The 1,926-nt window shown below is 60.4% G+C and carries 2 protein-coding genes and 1 pseudogene; all 3 read right to left on the bottom strand.

Features of this window, described 5'->3' with window-relative positions; translation table 11 throughout:
* Positions 1-108, bottom strand: a 108-nt coding sequence (locus tag KHQ28_RS29420; RefSeq protein ID WP_228298315.1) for a hypothetical protein, incomplete at its 3' end; no start/stop codon positions are given.
* Positions 109-159: 51 nt separating this feature from the next.
* A complete protein-coding gene (gene treB / locus KHQ28_RS28765) occupies positions 160-1,578 on the bottom strand; it encodes a PTS trehalose transporter subunit IIBC (RefSeq protein WP_004177659.1) in 1,419 nt (472 codons plus the stop codon).
* A gap of 130 nt (positions 1,579-1,708) precedes the next feature.
* A pseudogene (treR, locus tag KHQ28_RS28760) lies at positions 1,709-1,926 on the bottom strand (trehalose operon repressor); the annotation flags it as partial.

The raw sequence follows: 1,926 nt of genomic DNA, 5'->3' as shown, positions 1-1,926 counted from the left end.
GGTGACGCCGCGCAGGTCGCCGGTACCGCTGCCGGTGGTATCCTGAAAACTCTTCGGATAGATTTGATAAATAACGCCGTTTTGCCACCAGTGGGGGAGATGATTCATAGTACTTTCCTGCTGCAACGAGGGGCGCCAAAGGCGCCCCGAAAGAAGAAGTTAGACAATCTGCAAGGTGCCCTGACGGTACTTGCGCTGATACACCACGCTGGTGAGGATAATCGGCACCACCACCGCGATAGCCATCGCCATGGCGTACACCTGCCAGTAGGTAGGCTGGATGGAGAGGATCCCCGGCAGGCCGCCGACGCCGATGCCGTTCGCCAGCACGCCGTTCAGGCCGCACAGCAGGCCGGCGAGGCCAGAGCCAATCATTGCGCACAGCATCGGGAAGCGGTATTTCAGGTTGATACCGTACATCGCTGGCTCGGTGACCCCGAGATAGGCGGAGATCGCCGCCGGTACCGAGATTTCACGTTCATTCTGCTTGCGGCTGGCGATGATGATGCCGACCACCGCCGACGCCTGGGCAATATTCGACAGCGCAATCAGCGGCCACACCGGGGTGCCGCCCATGCTCTGGATCATCTGCATATCGATAGCGAGGGTGGTCTGGTGGACACCGGTAATCACCAGCGGCGCGTAGAGGAAGCCGAACAGCGCGGCGCCGATCGGCGCGAAGCTGCCGGTTAACAGATGGCGTACCGCGAAGGCCACGCCGTCGCCGATCAGGCGGCCGAACGGACCGATAATGGCGTGTGCGAGGAACACCGCGAGGATCAGCGAGCAGACCGGGACAATCACCAGGTAGAGGTAGTCAGGCACAATGCGCTTGAGGCGCGTCTCGATAAAGCCTAAGGCCAGGCCAGCCAGCAGGGCCGGGATCACCTGCGCCTGGTAGCCGACTTTGGCAATGGTAAACAGGCCGAAGTTCCACACCTCCGGCACCTGCTGGCCGAGGAGATAGGCGTTCATCAGCTGCGGGGAGACGAGGGTGACGCCAAGGACGATCCCGAGGATCGGCGTGCCGCCCATCTTCTTCACCGCTGACCAGCAGATCCCCACCGGCAGATAGAAGAAGATCGCCTCGCCAATCAGCCACAGGAAGTCATAGATGGTTTTCAGCGATGGATACATCTGGGCCAGCGTCTGGCCATTGCTCATGGGCAGGTCGCCGATAACGTTGCGGAAACCGAGGATCAGACCGCCGCTGATCAGGGCCGGCAGCAGGGGAAAGAAGATCTCGGCGAAGTGCGAGATTAATTGTTCATGCCACTTCATATTTTGCCGCGCGGCCTGCTTGACCTGCTCTTTGTCGGCGGAGGTCTGGCCGGTGGTCGCCAGCAGGGCCTTGTAGTAATCGCCCACCTCGGTGCCGATGACCACTTGGAACTGGCCGGCGTTAGTGAAGCATCCCTTCACCATGCGCAGCTGCTCAATCTCTTTTGGTCTGGCGATGGCCGGGTCGTTCAGCACAAAGCGCAAACGGGTAATACAGTGGCTGACGGTGGCGATGTTACCGCGCCCGCCCACCAGTTCGATCAGTTTATCGATGTCCTGCTGGTTTACTTTGCTCATGATGAAGCCTCAAAAACAGAGGGGAGAGATGCCGTTTTTACCTTGAGGGCATCCTAACCGTTCCGCTTAATTTGCAAAATGGGAACGTTCCCGAAACCCGGCGACGATCACATAAATCGCCCGAGCGAGATTAATTGAGGGCGGCGGGAATCACGATCTGGCGGGGATCGACGCTGCCGGCGATCTGCTCGATCAACTGCCGGGCGGCCCGGCGTCCGGACTCGGCATAGCCCGGATCGACGGTCAAGATTTCCGGGTGGAGAAACTTCATCAGCGGCGTGCTGCCGACGCTGGCGAGCTGCAGCGCATCGCGACCCTGCTGCTGGAGGTACTTGCTGGCGCCGAGGG

It is taken from the genome of Klebsiella sp. 28 (genome assembly GCF_018223905.1).
GTDB classification, from domain to species: Bacteria; Pseudomonadota; Gammaproteobacteria; order Enterobacterales; family Enterobacteriaceae; genus Klebsiella; species Klebsiella pneumoniae.
This window is presented reverse-complemented; position numbering and strand designations above follow the sequence as displayed.

Bases quoted from the DNA above. Each gene is read 5' to 3' on its own strand.
- treB (WP_004177659.1), bottom strand. From the start codon at position 1,578: ATGAGCAAAGTAAACCAGCAGGACATCGATAAACTGATCGAACTGGTG.